Below are 14,816 nucleotides of genomic sequence, written 5' to 3' on the forward strand. Positions count from 1 at the left end.
GACATCCAAGGTACACGGCGGTGCGACCGAACGTCAGCGGCCGGTGCGGCCGCCGGTCGGGCGCAGCAGCATTACAGTCGGAACGTTTCGCCGAGGTAGACGCGTCGCACGTCGGGATTGGCGAGGATCGACTCCGGCGAGCCCTGCGCCAGTACCACGCCTTCGTTGAGGATGTAGGCGCGGTCGCAGATGCCGAGCGTCTCGCGGACGTTGTGGTCCGTGATCAGCACGCCGATGCCGCGCTCGGTGAGGTGACGCACGATCTTCTGGATCTCGCCCACGGAAATCGGATCGACGCCCGCGAACGGTTCGTCGAGCAGCATCAGGCGCGGACGTGCGGCCAGCGCGCGCGCGATCTCCACGCGGCGGCGCTCGCCGCCTGAGAGGCTGGCGCCGATCTGGTCCGCGACGTGCGTGACCTGCAATTCCTCCAGCAACTCGTCGAGCTCGCGCTCGCGGCCCTTGCGATCGAGATCGCTGCGCAGCTCGAGCACCAGTCGGATGTTGTCGGCCACGCTGAGCTTGCGGAACACCGACGGCTCCTGCGGCAGGTAGCCGACGCCGTGCTTGGCGCGCGCGTACATCGGATCGGCGGTGATGTCGCGGCCGTCGAGCAGGATCTTCCCCGCGTCGGCGGGCACCAGGCCGACGATCATGTAGAAGCAGGTGGTCTTGCCGGCGCCGTTCGGGCCGAGCAGGCCGACGACTTCGCCGGCATCCAGGCTCAGCCCGAAGTCGCGCACGACCTCGCGCGACTTGTAGCTCTTGCGCAGCCCCTCGGCCAGCAGCATCAGGGCGTGCCCGAATTCTTGGGGAGGATACGCATCTTCACGCGACCGCCGCCCGCCGCGCCACCGCTGGCGACCTGGCCCGAACGCATGTTGTAGGTGACGCGTTCGCCGTTGAGCGACCCGCGCGACTGCTGGACGCTCACGTTGCCGGCGAGCACGACGACGTCGGCCTGCATGTCGTAGTCGGCGGTCGAGGACACCGAATTCATCGGCGTGCCGTCGTCGAGCTGCTGGCTCATGCGCACGGGCCCGCCGCGCAGTACCGCCCGCACCGCCTCGCCGTTACGCATCGTGATTTCGGCCGTCGACGATGTGATCCTGAGCGTGCCCTGCGTGATTGTGACGCCGCCTGCGAGAACCGTGGGGCGGCTGTCATCGGTCGAGTACACGGCCGAGCCGCTCTCGATGTCGATGGCTTGGCGGCGGTCGGAGGTGCGCGCGAGCGCGACGCCCGAGACGGCGACCAATGCGAGCGCGGCCAGCGCGATGGCGATACGGCTATTTTTCATAACGGGCCTTGACGTTCCTGAGCTGCACCAGGCGCGCATCGAGTTTCGCGTCCATGCTGTAGCCGTTGAGTATAAGTCCCGGCTGCTTGACGCTGACCGCGACGTCCGAGGTCGCGCGCTTGGCGTCGGGGAAGACGTTGAGCTGCTGCGTGTCCATGCGGATCGGCTGGCCGTCGCCGTCGATGCTGGTGGCCGCCACGTCGCCGCGCAGGCGGATCTCGTCGCCCTTGGCCGATACCCAGGCCGTCTTCGAGCGCACTTCCCACGGCTTGCCGTCGGAGCCCGCACGCGGCGGAATGGTGAAGAGCGGCGTGGCGAGGTCGAGCGTCTTCGCGGACGGGTCGCGGGTGAGCTTCGGCGCGCTGAGCGTGAAGGACTCGCGACCCTCGGCATCGAGCGCGATCAGCTGGAAATCGTGCAGCGTGTAGTCCGAACGCCCGGCCTGCTGCGGCGTCGCGCCGCCGTCGCGCTGGCGCCACAGCGAAGCGCCGATGGCCACCGCCGCGGCGGCGAGCACGAGGCCGAGGACGAGGCGCCAGTTCATGCCTGCGCTCCGAGCGGCGTGGGCGCCGCGGCCAGCATGTCGGCGATCAACGCCTCGACGCGGCCCTGCGCATCAAGCACCAGGTCGCAGAGTTCGCGTGCCGCGCCGCAGCCACCGTCGAAGCGTGAACGCCATGCCGCATGCGCGGCGACCCACGGGTGCGCGTTCGCCGGGCAGGCCGCGAGGCCGACGCCGCGCATCACCTTGAGGTCGGGGAGGTCGTCGCCCATGAAGGCCACGTCCTCCACCGAAATGCCAAGCCCGCGCGCGATGCTTTCGACGCAGCCGAGCTTGTCGCCGATGCCGCTGCAGGCCTGCACGCCGAGCTCCGCCGCGCGACGCTCGACCACCGGGCTGGTGCGCGCGGTGACCAGCGCGACGTGGATGCCGGCGCGGCGCAGCAGTACGAGGCCCTGGCCGTCGTGCACATGGAAAGCCTTGGCTTCGCCGCCGGCGCTGTCGTAGACGAGGCGGCCGTCGGTGAGCGTGCCGTCGACGTCGAAGCAGGCGAGCCGCACGCGGCGGGCGCGCTGGCGCAGGTCGTCGGTGATGGGCGGGATGGAGGTCATGGGGTCGGGGGGTTAAACCACCCGCGCTCGCAACAGGTCGTGAATGTTGAGTGCGCCGACCACGCGCCCGTCGTTCGCGACGACGAGCAGGCCGTTGATCTTGTGCTGCTCCATCACGTGCGCGGCCTCGACCGCCAGCACGTCGGCGCCGATCGTGCGCGGCGCGCGCGTCATGACCTGCGCGATGGGCGTGGCGCGCAGGTCGAGCTGCGCGTCGTCCAGCGTGCGGCGAAGGTCGCCGTCGGTGAAGACGCCGAGCAGGCGGCCTTCGGCATCGGCCACGGCCGTCAGGCCCAGCCGCTTCTGGCTCATCTCGACCAGCGCCTCGCTGACCGAGGCATCCGGCCCCACGACCGGCAGGTCGGCGCCGGTGTGCATGACGTCGGCGATGTGCAGCAGCAGGCGGCGACCGAGCGCGCCGGCCGGATGCGAGCGGGCGAAGTCGTCCGCGGTAAACCCGCGGGCCTCGAGCAGCGCGACCGCCAACGCGTCGCCCATCGCCAGCGAGGCGGTGGTACTGGACGTGGGCGCGAGGTGCAGCGGGCAGGCCTCGGCGGGCACGGAGACGTCGAGGTGCACGTCGGCCTCGCGCGCCATCGTCGAGGCGGCGCGGCCGGTCATGGCGATCACCACGTTGCCCTGGCGCCTGAGCACGGGCATCAGCGTGAGGATCTCGTCACTCTCGCCGGAGTAGGACAGCGCGAGCACGACGTCGGCGTCGGTGATCATGCCGAGGTCGCCATGCGCGGCCTCGCCCGGATGGACGAAGAACGCCGGCGTGCCGGTGGAGGCGAGCGTGGCGGCGACCTTGCGCGCGATGTGGCCCGACTTGCCCATTCCGATACAGACGACGCGACCGCGGGTCTCCAGCATCAGGCGGCAGGCCTGGGCGAAGGCGGCGTCGAGGCGATCGGCGACGGCGGCGAGCGCCTGCGCCTCGACCGCGAACACGCGGCGGCCGCTGGCGGGGAAGTCGATGTCGGCCGCGGCCGGAGCGTTGCGTTCCGCCATTTCGGACGGGGGTCCTTTCGGCTAGGCTAATCCGTCCAGTTTAAGCGGTTCAGGCCGCCACGTCCGTGGCGTCGCCGCTCCGCCTGTCCATAGGCCGTCGCCGTGAATCCCGAAACCATCCGTCAACTCATCGAACAGGGCCTGCCCGGCGCCCGCGCCGACGTGCGCGGCGACGACGGCGTCCACTTCGAGGCCAGCGTCGTCAGCGATGCCTTCCGCGGCAAGCTTCCGCTCGCGCGGCACCGCATGGTGTACGCGACGCTCGGCGAGCGCATGGGCGGCGAGATCCATGCGCTGCAGCTGAAGACGCTCACCCCTGAGGAAGCGGGCGCCGCGGGCTGATCCGCGCGCGCTTCCCCTCACTTACGAATCGAGTCCATGCAAAAGATCGTTGTCGAAGGCGGCCGGCCGCTGAACGGCGAAGTCCGTATTTCGGGCGCCAAGAACGCCGTCCTCCCGATCCTCTGCGCGACGTTGCTCGCCGACGGGCCGATGACCCTGCGCAACGTGCCGCACCTGCACGACGTGCACACCACGGCGCGCTTGCTCGCCGAGCTCGGTGCACGCGTGGGCGACGGCGGGCCGGGCGTGGTGACGGTCGATCCGACCTCGGTGCACAGCCAGGTCGCGCCCTACGAGCTGGTCAAGACGATGCGCGCCTCGGTACTGGTGCTGGGCCCGCTGCTGGCGCGCTACGGCCATGCGGAGGTCTCGCTGCCCGGCGGCTGCGCGATCGGCTCGCGCCCGGTCGACCTGCACATCAAGGGCCTGCAGAGCCTCGGCGCGCAGATCAGTGTCGAGAACGGTTTCATCAAGGCACGTGCGGAAAGGCTGCGCGGCGCGCGCCACGTGTTCGACATCGTCAGCGTCGGCGCCACCGAGAACGTGCTGATGGCGGCGGTGCTGGCCGAGGGCCGCACGGTGCTGGAGAACGCGGCGATGGAGCCGGAGATCGTCGACCTCGCCGAGTGCCTGATCGCGATGGGCGCGAACATCAGCGGCGCCGGCACCGGCCGCATCGTGGTCGAAGGCGTGGAAAAGCTGCGCGCCTGCGAGCATTCGGTGGTCGCCGACCGCATCGAAGCCGGCACTTTCCTGGTCGCCGCGGCGATGACCGGCGGCCGCGTGACGCTCACGCATGCGCGCCCGGACACGATGGACGCGGTGCTCGACAAGTTGAAGGAAGCGGGCGCGGAGCTCGACTGCGACGACGACCGCATCACCATCGACATGCAGGGCCGCCGGCCGAAGTCGGTCGACATCACCACCATGCCGCATCCGGGGTTCCCTACCGACATGCAGGCGCAGTTCATGGCGCTCAACTGCGTGGCGGACGGCGTGGCGGTGATGAACGAAACGATCTTCGAAAACCGCTTCATGCACGTCAACGAACTGCTGCGCCTGGGCGCGGACATACGCATCGACGGGCATACGGCGGTGGTGCGCGGCGTACCGCGCCTGAGCGGGGCGCCAGTGATGGCGACCGACCTGCGCGCCTCGGCGTCGCTGATCCTCGCCGGCCTCGTCGCCGAGGGCACGACGACCATCGACCGCATCTACCACCTCGACCGCGGCTACGAGAACATCGAGCAGAAGCTGTCGGGGCTGGGCGCGCGGATCTCGCGCATCGGCTGAGGCCGCGGCACGAAAAAAAAGCCCCGCTTCGGCGGGGCTCTTTTTTTTGATGCGGCGATTACTGCGCGATGCGCAGGTCGATGGTGTCGTTGCCGTCGACCTGCATGATGCGCACCGGCACCGGCACGCCGGCGACCACCCACAGCGTGGTCTTCTTGTCGCCGGAGGTGCTCACCACCTTGGTCGCCTGCTGCGACTTGCCGCCGACGGTCACCGCTTCCTTGCCGGCCACCGTGTAGGTGAGCTGGCGCACGCGGCCGTCGTCGACCATGCGATAGCGCAGCGGCTTGCCGGCGGCGGCGTCGCGCGCGATGGCGAGGTTCACCAGCAGCGCGTCGAGATCGCCCGCCTGCAGCTTCACCGGGCCCGCGCGGTCGGGCTTCACGTCGCCCGACCAGGTGGCCACGCCGCGCGACCAGTCGTAGGTCGCCTTTTTGTTCGACTTCTTCACCAGCAGCTTGTTGCTGTCGCTGCCCGAGAGCGGGCGCAGCACGCCGCCGTCGTCCTCGAAAACGGTGGTCTGCACGAGGTTGGCGAGCTGGTTGCGCACTTCGAGCGTGTAGCGCCACTGGCCGTTACCGGCCGACTCGATGGACATGCGGCCGGTGGCCTTCATGCCCATGTAGTTCGCCTGGTAGGCCGCATTGAACGGCTGCGCGGCGAAGGCGGGCGCGCCGGCCAAGGCCAGCGAGGCGGCCACTACGGCGCCGCGGAGGAACGTCTTCGTCATTGGTCAGGCTCCCTTGTATTCGATGAGGCGGAGGTCGTAGGTGTCCTCGCCGTTTTCCCGCTGCAGGATGCGGATCGGCGTCGGCACGCCTTCCGCGACCCAGATGGAGGTCTGTTCCGCGACGGACTGCACCCGGTCGACGCGCAGGGCGTCGTAGTGCAGCTCGTCGACGGTCATGGGCTCCGTCCGTGTCGACACCACGTACTGCTGCGGGCGCGCACGGCCGTCGTCCACGAACCGGTACTGCAGCGTGGCGCCCGGCCGGGCGTCGCGGATCACCGCGAGGTTGATGAGCAGACCGCTCATGTCCCCCGGCTGCAGCGCGACCGGCGCCCGGCGGGTCTTCTTCACGTCCCCGGTCCAGGTTGCTCGGCCAGCGGACCAATCGTAGGTACCGGTCGTCTGCTTCCGCGTGAACAGGACCTTCCGTACCGTGCTCTGCGCGAGCGGGCGATAGGTCCCGTTCACCTCGTCGAAGACGGTGCTCTGCTGCGCGTTGAGCCCGGCGAGGCCCGCCAGGCCCTTGCCGTCCATGGCGAGGTCGACGCGCCAGCGGGCGCCGTCACGCACCACCTGCAGCGTCGCCACGCCGATCGCGCGGCCCCCGCGGTAGACGTCGTAGCTGGCGCGGAACGGTTCGACGGCCCACGCGGCACCGGCCACCGCGAGGAGCAGCGGCAGCAGGGCGAGCATCAGGAGGCGTCGCATCATTCGATCTCCACGAGTTCCATGCCCGCGAGCTGCAGCGGCTGCCGCAGCGGACGGCCGTCGAACTCTACGGATGCGCCGTCAAGGCGGAGGCGACGCGCCGCGAGCAGTTGAAGAGTCGCCAGAAGAAGCGGGTGCTCGCGATCGAGCACGCGGGCGGCGAGGCTCGCAGCATCGTCGCCCGGCAGCACCGCCACGCGGGCCTGGGCGATCACCGGCCCCCCGTCGAGCTCCGCGGTCACGAAATGCACGCTGGCCCCGTGCTGCAGCGCGCCGGCGGCGAGCGCCTGCTCGTGCGTGCGCAGGCCCTTGAAGAGCGGCAGCAGCGACGGGTGGATGTTGATCATGCGGCCGTGCCAGGCCTCCACCTGCGCAGCGCCGAGCAGGCGCATGTAGCCCGCGCAGACGACCAGCTCGGGCTGCACACGGGCAATCGCATCGAACAGCGCGGCGTCGTAGGCGTCGCGCGTATCGAAGTCCGCCGGCCGCAGCGCGATGGCCGGAATGCCGGCGGCGCGTGCGCGTTCCAGTGCCTGCGCCTTCGGACGGTCCGAGAACACGCCGACGACGCCGGCATCGAGTATGCCGTCGCCGATCGCGTCGAGGATGGCCTGCAGGTTGCTGCCGCGGCCCGAGGCGAGGACGGCCAGCCTCATCGCGGCGTGCCCGCGTCGGGCTCGCGGATCAACCTGACGGCCCAGCAGGCTGCGCCGGCCGTCGCCAGCAGCATGTCCGCATGCGCGTCCCAGGGATCGCCCTGCTGGCCGTTGTAGGCCTCCGCCTGTTCGGGCGCGAGCGCCAGCGCGATCGCCCACTCAAGCCACTCGTAAACCAGGCTGCTGGCGATCACCAGGAGCAGCATCAGCACGAAGGCGTGCCCGCCGCCGAGGCGGTAGCGCACACGCAGGTCGTGCGTGATCGCGGGCGCGAAGCAGATTCCGTAGGCGAGGTGCACGAGGCGGTCGAAATGGTTGCGCTCCCAGCCGAATGCCGCCTGCGGGGAGAAGCCGAACACGCTTTGGCACCAGGCGTCGTAGGGGACGTTGGAATACAGCCAGCGCGAGCCGACGCAGTGCAGGACCAGGAAGCCGCACAGCAGCGCCACATCGCCGTCGCGCGTGGCCGGTCGCCGCGCGTAGGCGATCAGCAGCCCGAGTGCGACGACCGTCAGCGAGCTGTGCAGCGCCTGTTCCAGAGGCCACACCGGGTGGATCCAGCTGGCGAGGAAGACGGCGATGGTCGCCGCGATGGCGCCGTGGCGCAGCGCCCACCCGGCGCGCGACGCCGGCTCAGCCGATGCGAACGCGTTCACCGCTCGCCCGCACGACCCGGCCGATCGCGCGGTGCGACAGGCCCATGCGCTGCAGGTCGGCGGTGATCGCGCCGACGTCGCCGGGCGCGGCCACCAGCACGAAGCCGATGCCGCAGTTGAACGTGCGCCACATCTCGTCGTCGGCGACCGCGCCTTCGCGCTGCAGCCAGTCGAACACGGGCGGCAGCACGATCGCGCTGGCCTCGATGTCCAGCCCCAGGCCCTCGGGAATGACGCGGATGATGTTCTCGGTCAGGCCGCCACCGGTGATGTGCGCCATCGCGTGCAGGTCGTGCTTCGACAGCAGTTCCAGCACGGGCTTCACGTATAAGGCGGTGGGCGCCATCAGTGCGTCGACCAGCGTGACGCCGCCGACGTCGACGTCGGCCGGCCGGCCGGCGCGGTCGAAGATGCGGCGGATCAGCGAGTAACCGTTGGAGTGCGGGCCGCTGGAGGCGATGCCGATGAGGACGTCGCCCTCGCGCACCTTCGCGCCGTCGAGCAGCTTCGACTTCTCCACCGCCGCCACGCAGAAGCCGGCGAGGTCGTATTCGCCCGGCGGGTACATGTCGGGCATCTCGGCCGTCTCGCCGCCGATCAGTGCGCAGCCCGAAAGCTCGCAGCCCTTGGCGATGCCGCCGACTACCGCCACGGTGGTCTCGACGTCGAGCTTGCCGGTGGCGAAGTAGTCGAGGAAGAACAGCGGCTCGGCGCCCTGCACCAGCACGTCGTTCACGCACATCCCCACCAGGTCGATGCCGATGGTGTCGTGGCGGTTCAGCTGCTGGGCGAGCTTCAGCTTGGTACCCACGCCGTCGGTGCCGGAGACCAGCACGGGCTCGCGGTACTTGCCCGACAGGTCGAACAGCGCGCCGAAGCCGCCGAGGCCGCCCATCACCTCGGGGCGGAAGCTGCGCTTGACCAGCGGCTTGATGCGCTCGACCACCTCGTTGCCCGCGTCGATGTCGACGCCCGCCTCGCGGTAGGTGAGCGGGGCGCGGTCGGAGCTGTTCGACTGGGACACGGCGGTCTCGGGCGGTCGTTACGGAGCGCGAGATTCTAGCAGCGGCGCCCGCCGCGGCCGGCCTCGTGGACGGCCCGGCGGCACTGCGGCACCATGTCCGGCCTGTCCACGACCCCGGGCTGGCGATGGCGCGCGCCTACCGTTACCTCACCGCTTTCCTCCTCCTGGCCTTCAGCACCACCGTGCTCGCGCAACGCGTGGAGGGCAGCCGCGCCCGCGCGTCGGGCATCTACTCGGCCGAGGTGGTCGTCACCAACCAGGGCGATGCCCAGCGCAACTCGGGCTTCGCCCGTGGCCTGCTGCAGGTGCTCACGCGCATTACCGGCGACCGCGGGGTGAACCAGAAGCCCGGCGTCGGCGACGAGCTGCGGCGCGCGCGCGAGTACGTCGACCGCTACGACTACCGCCAGGACGAGGGCATCGGCCCGACCGGCGCGCCCACCTACAACACGACGCTGGTCATCCAGTACGACAAGGACAAGGTCGACGAGGCGATCGCGACGCTCGGCCTGCCGCTGTGGCCGACGCCGCGTCCCAAGCCGGTGCTGTGGCTCGCGATCGACGACGGCTCGGGGGCGCGGCTGGTGGGCCTCGGCAAGAGCAACGCGGCGCGCCCGGTGCTCGACCAGGCCAAGCAGCGCGGCTACGCGCTGGGCCTGCCGGCCGGCAACGCTGCCGAGCAGGCGCTGGCCGGCGCAATCTGGCGCGGCGACACCGCGGCGATCGCTCGTGCCTCGTCCAAGTACGCGCCGCCGATGCAGCTGATCGGCAAGCTGTACCGCACGCCCAAGGGCGGCTGGCAGGCCGACTGGGTGTTCCTCGACAACGGCCGCCAGCTGGCGAAGTCCTCGACCACCAATGCCGACGCGCGGCGCGCGATGGCCGGCGGCGCCGACATCGCGGCCGACGCGCTGATCCGCAAGTACGCCAAGCCCGGCAAGTCGCTGGGCCCGCCGGGCCGCTACACCGTCACCTTTACCGGCGTGGGCAGCACGGACGACTTCATCCGTCTCGCCGCCTACCTCGACCGCGCCGCGGTGGTGAAGCGCGCGACGCCGATACGCGCCACCGGTGAAGGCCTGACCTACGAACTCGAGCTCGTCAGCGGCATCGCCGGCTTCAGCCGCGCGGTCGCCAAGGACGGCATCCTCGAGCCGGTCGGCGACGACGACAGCGCCACCACCTTCCGGCTGCGCTGATGGAAGCCGCGACGCCGCTGGAGGACATCGCGCGCTTCCTGCGCCGGGTGCAGTGGGCCGCCGTGGTGCTGGCGGCGCTCTGGCTGCTCGGCCTGCTCGCGCCGGTGCTGACGCCCTTCGTGATCGCCGCGCTACTGGGCTGGCTGGGCGATCCCGTCGTCGATCGCCTCGAAGCCGCCGGCCGTTCGCGCTCGACCGCGGTGGCCATCGTGTTCAGCGTGATGTCGCTGCTGTTCGTGGTCGTGCTGCTCCTGCTGCTGCCGATGGTGCAGCGCCAGGTGATCACGCTCATCCAGTCGCTGCCGCGTTACCTGGCGTGGGTGGGCGATACGCTGCTGCCCTGGGTCGAGGCGCGTACCCGCATCGACGTCGATCGTTATCTCGACATGGGCTACCTGGTGACGATGGTGCGCGAGCACTGGGAGAGCGCCGGTGGCGTTGCGCGCACGGTGCTCGGCTACGTCACGCGCTCGGGCTCGATGCTGATCGGGCTGGCGGTGAACGCGGTGCTGGTGCCGGTGCTCGCCTTCTTCTTCCTGCGCGACTGGGATGCACTGGTCGAGCGCATCGCCGCGCTGGTTCCGCCGCGCCACCTGCCGACGGTCTCGCGTCTCGCGCGCGAGTCTGACGCGGTGCTCGGCGGCTTCCTGCGCGGGCAGTTCCTGGTGATGGTGATCCTCGGCATCGGCTACGCGGTCGGCCTCCAGATCGTCGGCCTCGACCTCGGCATCCTGATCGGCCTGATCGCCGGCCTGCTGACCTTCGTGCCCTACGTCGGCCCGGCCAGCCTGCTGGTGCTTGGCAGCATCGCCGCGCTGGTGCAGTTCGGCGACTGGCAGCACCTCGTCGGCGTGTTGGTGGTATTCGGCGTCGGGCAGGTGATCGAGAGCTACTGGCTGACGCCCAAGCTCGTGGGCGATCGCATCGGCCTGCATCCGATGGCGGTGATCTTCTCGGTGCTCGCGGGCGGCCAGCTGTTCGGCTTCCTCGGCATGCTGCTCGCGCTGCCGGTGGCCGCGGTGACCAACGTGCTGCTGCGCTACGCACAGGAACGCTACCGTGCGAGCCGCCTGTACGGCGCGGAGGAGCCGGTGATCGTGCTGGAAGGCACGGCGGCCGGCGAGCGCGGTACGGCCTGATGTCCGATCCGCTCGTACCGCAGCTGCCGCTGGCGCTGCGGTATCCACCCGACCAGCACCTGGATACCTTCGTCGGCGCGCCCGACGGCGCGATCGCGCTGCTGCGCGCAGTGGCGGCGGGCGAAGCGCGCGACTGGCTCTACGTCAGCGGCCCTGCGGGCGCCGGCAAGACGCACCTGCTGCTCGGCAGCTGCGCGCATGCGCTGGCGACCGGCGCACGCCCGGCCTACCTGCCGCTGGCGAGCGCGGCCGGGCGCGTGCGCGACGCGCTGGAATCTCTGGAAGGCATGGACCTCGTTGCCGTCGACGGCCTGGACGTGGTCGCAGGCCATCGCGACGACGAGGTCGCGCTGTTCGATTTCCACAACCGCGCGCGCGCCAACGGCACGCGCGTGCTGTACGCGGCGGATGCGCGCCCCGATGCGCTCGCGCTCACGCTGCCCGACCTGCGTTCGCGCCTCGGCCAGTGCATCGGCATCGCGCTGACGCCGCCGGATGACGAGGCGCGCCGCGAGGTGCTGCGCCAGCGTGCGCAGCGTCGCGGGCTGGCGGTCGACGAGGCCGCACTGGATTGGCTGCTGCGCCGCGTCGGCCGCGACCTCGGCAGCCTCACGCAGCTGTTCGACCGCCTCGATCGCGCCGCGCTCGCTGCGCAGCGTCGCCTCACGGTGCCGTTCCTGCGCGAGGTGCTCGGGCGCGAGCTGGAGCCGCGCCAGGGCGGCTGAGCCGGCTCAGCCGCGCAGCGACGCGTCGAGTGCCTGCAGGCGCTCCGGCGTACCTACGTCCGTCCATGCGCCGCGATGGTGCTCGCCGCTCACCGCGTCCGCCTGCATCGCCGCGCGCAGCAGCGGCGCAAGCTTGAAGCGCGGCGGCGTTTCGGCCGCGCCCGGCGTGACGCCGATGATCGACGGCCAGCCGTCGAACAGGCCTGCGCGGTACACGCCGATGCCCGAGAACGTCAGCCGTTGGCCGCCTTCGCTGCGGACAAGGCCGCCGTCCAGCGCGAAGTCGCCACCGGGGTTGTGCGCCGGGTTGTCGACCAGCACGAGGTGGGCGAGGCCGGCGGGCTCGCGCGGCAGCCGCGCGAAGTCGTAGTCGGTCCAGATGTCGCCGTTGACCGCGATGAAGGGCGCGCTGCCGGGCGAGAGATCGCCGAGCGCGTTCCACATGCCGCCGCCGGTTTCCAGCGGCGTCAGCCCTTCGTAGGTGTAGCGGAGCCGAAGCCCCCAGCGGCTGCCGTCGCCCAGCAGCTCGGGGAACTTCGGCGCGAGCCAGCTGGTGTTGACGATCACCTCGTCGACGCCGATCGCGGCGAGTTTCTCCAGATGCCAGACGATCAGCGGCTTGCCGCCGGCTTCGAGCAGCGGCTTGGGCGTGGTGAGCGTGAGCGGGCGCATGCGCTCGCCCAGCCCTGCCGCGAAGACCAGCGCCCTCATGCGCCGATACGCGGAAACGTGGGGCGCACGCGACGCTCGATCACCTCCGCGAGCGGCGCGAGTTCCGGATGGCGCGGCAGCACGGCGTCGAGGTAGGCAACGAAGCGCGCGGCATCCTCAAGGTACTTCGGCTTGTGGTCGCGATGGTTGAGCCGCGCGAAGATGCCGAGCACCTTGAGGTGTCGCTGCACGCCGATGAGATCGGCATCGGACAGGAAGCGCTCCAGCGGCGGCACCGGCAGGCCGGCGGCGAGCGCACGCTCGTGGTAGCGGCGCAGCCAGCGCTGCACCGAGGCCTCCGGCCAGCTCAGGAACGCGTCCTTGAACAGGCTCAGCGCGTCGTAGGCGATCGGGCCCACGACCGCGTCCTGGAAATCGAGCACCGCGGGCCCGTGGCCGTCGTCGGTCGGCATCAGGTTGCGGGGCATGAAATCGCGGTGCACGAGCACCTTCGGCTGCGCGAGCGCGGCGTCGATGAGGCGGCGATAGGCGAGGTCGAGCTTTTCGAGATCCTCGCAGTCGAGCCCATGGCCGAGGTGGCGCGTGAGGAACCACTCGTCGAACAGGCGCAGCTCGCGGGCGAGCAGGGCCTCGTCGTACTCCGGCAGGCCCGGCGGCGGCGTGATTGCCTGCAGCTTGAGCAGCTGGCCGACGGCGGCCTCGAACAGCTCGTCGGCATTGGTGTCGATGATGACGTGCAGGTAGGTCTGCGCGCCGAGGTCCTCGAGCAGCAGGAAGCCGTTGTCGACGTCGCGCGCCAGCACGCGCGGCACGCGCACGCCGCCGGCTTCGAGCACGTCGCGCATGGCCAGCCAGGGACGCACGTCCTCCTTGTCCGGGGGCGAGTCCATGACGATGCGCTGCGGCGACTCGTTGAACGTGCGCCAGTAGCTGCGGAAGCCGGCGTCGGCCGAGGCGGCGGCGAGGCTGATGTCGGGATTGCCGGTCGCGGACCGGGCCCAGTCGAGGCGCTGCTGTTCGCGGGCGTCGACGTTCGTGCTGGACGTCATGCGTGCTCCGTGCGGCGAAGGCCGCGGCACGACAGGGTAGCGGGCGGGGCGGGCGTGTTGAATGCCCCGCCCGCGAATCCACGCGGCCGCCGCGCATTGCCGGCGGCGGCCTCATGAGGCGGTGCGATCAGGGCAGGCTGGTGTCGCCGATCGACTGCAGCCATTCGTCGTCCGACCCTTCCGCCACGCCTTCGAACAGCACGGTGGAAAGGTAGCGCTCGCCGGTATCCGGCAGCATGGTAAGGATCGCCGAGCCGTCCGGCGCGTTCTCCGCGATGCGCAGCGCGGCGGCCGCCGTGGCGCCGGCCGAGATGCCGACGAAGATGCCTTCCTCCGCCGCGAGGCGGCGTGCCGTGTCGCGGGCGAGGGCATCGTCGATCTTGAGGATCTCGTCGGCGATCGAGCGGTCGAGTACGTCGGGGATGAAGTCCGGTGTCCAGCCCTGGATCTTGTGCGGCTGCCATTGATCGCCCGAGAGCAGCGCAGCGCCCGCGGGCTCGGCGGCGATGACCTTGATGTCGGGCCGCGCGAGCTTCAGCACCTGGCCGGCGCCCGTGATGGTGCCGCCGGTGCCCCAGCCGCTGACGAAGTAATCGAGCCGCTGGCCGGCGAAGTCGCGCAGGATCTCGGGGCCCGTGGTGCTGCGGTGATACGCCGGGTTCGCCTCGTTCTCGAACTGGCGCGCGAGGAACCAGCCGTGCTTGTCGGCAAGTTCCTTGGCCTTGCGCACCATGCCGGTACCGCGCTCGGCGGCGGGCGTGAGGATTACCCGCGCACCGTAGGCGCGCATCAACTTGCGGCGCTCGATCGAGAAGGTTTCGGTCATCACCGCGACGAACTTGTAGCCGCGCGCGGCGGCGACCATCGCCAGCGCGATGCCGGTATTGCCGGAGGTCGCCTCGACGATGGTGTCGCCGGGCTTGAGCAGGCCGCGCTGCTCGGCGTCGAGCACGATGGCGAGGGCGAGGCGGTCCTTCACCGAACCGCCGGGGTTGAACGATTCGACCTTCGCGTAGAGCGAGACGTTGTTCGGCGCGATGCGGTGCAGGCGGACGATCGGCGTGCCGCCGACGGTGTCGAGGATGCTGTCGTAGAGGGCCATGGGATCGTTCGGTGGGGGAGAGCCCGTAGGGTGCAGCGCGACGCCGTAAGCCGGCGTGCCGTTGGTCGAATGCCGGTGTTCCGTGCGTGTGCACAAG

18 protein-coding genes are annotated in these 14,816 nt (G+C 70.7%); 5 read left to right on the top strand and 13 right to left on the bottom strand.

Annotated features, from left to right (window positions below):
• Positions 1-71: 71 nt before the first annotated feature.
• Genes lptB through IE066_RS01900 form a run of 5 tightly spaced genes read right to left on the bottom strand, consistent with a single transcriptional unit; the run spans position 72 to position 3,424 of the window.
• The gene (gene lptB, locus IE066_RS01880; protein ID WP_189446630.1) at positions 72-791 is read right to left on the bottom strand and encodes an LPS export ABC transporter ATP-binding protein; all 720 of its coding nucleotides are present in this window, start codon (positions 789-791) and stop codon (positions 72-74) included.
• Positions 791-1,300 carry a lipopolysaccharide transport periplasmic protein LptA gene (gene lptA, locus IE066_RS01885; protein WP_189446631.1) on the bottom strand — a complete coding sequence of 170 codons (510 nt, stop codon included), beginning with the start codon at positions 1,298-1,300 and terminating at the stop codon, positions 791-793. The genes lptB and lptA overlap by 1 nt, the downstream gene beginning before the upstream one ends.
• The gene (gene lptC, locus IE066_RS01890; RefSeq protein WP_189446632.1) at positions 1,290-1,844 is read right to left on the bottom strand and encodes an LPS export ABC transporter periplasmic protein LptC; all 555 of its coding nucleotides are present in this window, start codon (positions 1,842-1,844) and stop codon (positions 1,290-1,292) included. The genes lptA and lptC overlap by 11 nt, the downstream gene beginning before the upstream one ends.
• Complete coding sequence (locus tag IE066_RS01895) at positions 1,841-2,413, bottom strand: KdsC family phosphatase (protein WP_189446633.1); 573 nt, start codon at positions 2,411-2,413, stop codon at positions 1,841-1,843. Before IE066_RS01895 ends, lptC begins: the two co-directional genes overlap by 4 nt.
• 12 nt (positions 2,414-2,425) lie before the next feature.
• Entirely contained in the window at positions 2,426-3,424 is a 999-nt protein-coding gene (locus IE066_RS01900) for a KpsF/GutQ family sugar-phosphate isomerase (protein WP_189446634.1), read from the bottom strand.
• A gap of 102 nt (positions 3,425-3,526) precedes the next feature.
• On the opposite strand from IE066_RS01900, the gene IE066_RS01905 reads away from it, so the two are divergent.
• Positions 3,527-3,766: a BolA family protein gene (locus IE066_RS01905; RefSeq protein ID WP_189446635.1), complete on the top strand. Its 240-nt coding sequence runs from the start codon at positions 3,527-3,529 to the stop codon at positions 3,764-3,766.
• Positions 3,767-3,802: 36 nt separating this feature from the next.
• A complete protein-coding gene (gene murA / locus IE066_RS01910) occupies positions 3,803-5,059 on the top strand; it encodes a UDP-N-acetylglucosamine 1-carboxyvinyltransferase (RefSeq protein ID WP_189446636.1) in 1,257 nt (418 codons plus the stop codon).
• Positions 5,060-5,117: 58 nt separating this feature from the next.
• Here the strand turns inward: murA and IE066_RS01915 are convergent, their stop codons facing one another.
• The 5 genes from IE066_RS01915 to purM are packed head-to-tail and all read right to left on the bottom strand — an operon-like array spanning position 5,118 to position 8,833.
• Positions 5,118-5,789, bottom strand: a complete 672-nt coding sequence (locus tag IE066_RS01915; protein WP_189446637.1) for a DUF3108 domain-containing protein — start codon at positions 5,787-5,789, stop codon at positions 5,118-5,120.
• A 3-nt stretch (positions 5,790-5,792) separates the two neighbouring features.
• Positions 5,793-6,497, bottom strand: coding sequence for a DUF3108 domain-containing protein (locus IE066_RS01920; RefSeq protein ID WP_229790625.1), 705 nt, complete (start codon positions 6,495-6,497; stop codon positions 5,793-5,795).
• Positions 6,497-7,153 carry a phosphoribosylglycinamide formyltransferase gene (gene purN, locus IE066_RS01925; protein WP_189446639.1) on the bottom strand — a complete coding sequence of 219 codons (657 nt, stop codon included), beginning with the start codon at positions 7,151-7,153 and terminating at the stop codon, positions 6,497-6,499. The genes IE066_RS01920 and purN overlap by 1 nt, the downstream gene beginning before the upstream one ends.
• On the bottom strand, positions 7,150-7,809 hold the full coding sequence (locus IE066_RS01930) for a DUF2238 domain-containing protein (protein ID WP_189446640.1): 660 nt from the start codon (positions 7,807-7,809) through the stop codon (positions 7,150-7,152). Before IE066_RS01930 ends, purN begins: the two co-directional genes overlap by 4 nt.
• Positions 7,787-8,833 carry a phosphoribosylformylglycinamidine cyclo-ligase gene (gene purM / locus IE066_RS01935; protein WP_189446641.1) on the bottom strand — a complete coding sequence of 349 codons (1,047 nt, stop codon included), beginning with the start codon at positions 8,831-8,833 and terminating at the stop codon, positions 7,787-7,789. Before purM ends, IE066_RS01930 begins: the two co-directional genes overlap by 23 nt.
• 125 nt (positions 8,834-8,958) lie before the next feature.
• On the opposite strand from purM, the gene IE066_RS01940 reads away from it, so the two are divergent.
• Genes IE066_RS01940 through hda form a run of 3 tightly spaced genes read left to right on the top strand, consistent with a single transcriptional unit; the run spans position 8,959 to position 11,896 of the window.
• The gene (locus IE066_RS01940) at positions 8,959-10,032 is read left to right on the top strand and encodes a DUF2066 domain-containing protein (protein ID WP_189446642.1); all 1,074 of its coding nucleotides are present in this window, start codon (positions 8,959-8,961) and stop codon (positions 10,030-10,032) included.
• On the top strand, positions 10,032-11,171 hold the full coding sequence (locus tag IE066_RS01945; protein WP_189446643.1) for an AI-2E family transporter: 1,140 nt from the start codon (positions 10,032-10,034) through the stop codon (positions 11,169-11,171). The genes IE066_RS01940 and IE066_RS01945 overlap by 1 nt, the downstream gene beginning before the upstream one ends.
• On the top strand, positions 11,171-11,896 hold the full coding sequence (gene hda, locus IE066_RS01950) for a DnaA regulatory inactivator Hda (RefSeq protein WP_189446644.1): 726 nt from the start codon (positions 11,171-11,173) through the stop codon (positions 11,894-11,896). The genes IE066_RS01945 and hda overlap by 1 nt, the downstream gene beginning before the upstream one ends.
• A gap of 6 nt (positions 11,897-11,902) precedes the next feature.
• Here the strand turns inward: hda and murU are convergent, their stop codons facing one another.
• From murU to cysK, 3 genes are all read right to left on the bottom strand, one after another.
• The gene (murU, locus tag IE066_RS01955) at positions 11,903-12,607 is read right to left on the bottom strand and encodes an N-acetylmuramate alpha-1-phosphate uridylyltransferase MurU (protein ID WP_189446645.1); all 705 of its coding nucleotides are present in this window, start codon (positions 12,605-12,607) and stop codon (positions 11,903-11,905) included.
• Complete coding sequence (locus IE066_RS01960; protein WP_189446646.1) at positions 12,604-13,617, bottom strand: aminoglycoside phosphotransferase family protein; 1,014 nt, start codon at positions 13,615-13,617, stop codon at positions 12,604-12,606. The genes murU and IE066_RS01960 overlap by 4 nt, the downstream gene beginning before the upstream one ends.
• A gap of 127 nt (positions 13,618-13,744) precedes the next feature.
• Complete coding sequence (gene cysK, locus IE066_RS01965; RefSeq protein WP_189446647.1) at positions 13,745-14,719, bottom strand: cysteine synthase A; 975 nt, start codon at positions 14,717-14,719, stop codon at positions 13,745-13,747.
• Positions 14,720-14,816: the final 97 nt, after the last annotated feature.

This window comes from Cognatilysobacter xinjiangensis (assembly GCF_014651995.1).
GTDB classification, from domain to species: Bacteria; Pseudomonadota; Gammaproteobacteria; order Xanthomonadales; family Xanthomonadaceae; genus Cognatilysobacter; species Cognatilysobacter xinjiangensis.